This window comes from Tepidimonas sp., assembly GCF_046292505.1.
Taxonomy (GTDB): domain Bacteria; phylum Pseudomonadota; class Gammaproteobacteria; order Burkholderiales; family Burkholderiaceae_C; genus Tepidimonas.
In genome coordinates this window covers 1-594 of sequence record NZ_JBKBQX010000233.1, presented here as the reverse complement: position 1 = coordinate 594, position 594 = coordinate 1, and the positions used below count along the sequence as shown (strand labels likewise).

Annotated in this window: 2 protein-coding genes; both read left to right on the top strand. The window is 70.2% G+C overall.

The features are described 5' to 3' along the window. Positions 1-338 (top strand): diguanylate cyclase (locus ACK4TH_RS12980; protein ID WP_409627037.1); only part of this gene is annotated, 338 nt, incomplete at its 5' end. Between the two features lie 68 nt (positions 339-406). Next, on the top strand, positions 407-594 hold a 188-nt coding region (locus ACK4TH_RS12975), incomplete at its 3' end, for a histidinol dehydrogenase (RefSeq protein WP_409627035.1).

The window sequence follows — 594 nt, the reverse complement described above, 5'->3', positions numbered from 1 at the left end:
CGCTGAAACTGGCCGGCGAGGCCATTTCCTCCTGCACCCGCGGCGGCGATTTCGTCGGCAGGATCGGCGGCGAGGAATTCGCCGTCTTCCTCGGCGGCGCGAGCGCGGAGGAGGCCGCCGCAGTCGCGGAGCGCATTCGCGAGAAGGTCGCCGCCATGCGGGTCGATGTGGACAACGGCGAGAGCATTGGCATGACGGTGAGCATCGGCGGCGCGGCCGGCGGCCCCGGCCAGGCGCTCGCCGGCCTCCTGAAGCAGGCCGATCAGCGCCTCTACGAGGCCAAGCGGCAGGGCCGCAACCGCACCCTTGTCGACGAGGCCTCCTCCCGGGTCGCCTGATGCCGCCATGCGGGACTTGACGTGACAGGGAGGCTCGCCCATGCCTCCTGCGACCGGAAAGGCCCGCCATGCCCCTGCGCCTCTCGACACGCGCCACTGACTTCGAACAGCGCTTCGCCAGCCTGCTGGCGATGAAACGCGAGGTTTCGGAAGAGGTGAACGACGTCGTCCGCGCCATCGGCCAGGACGTCGCCGCCCGCGGCGATGCCGCGGTCATCGAATACACCGCCAAGTTCGACAAGCTCGCGCTGACGCC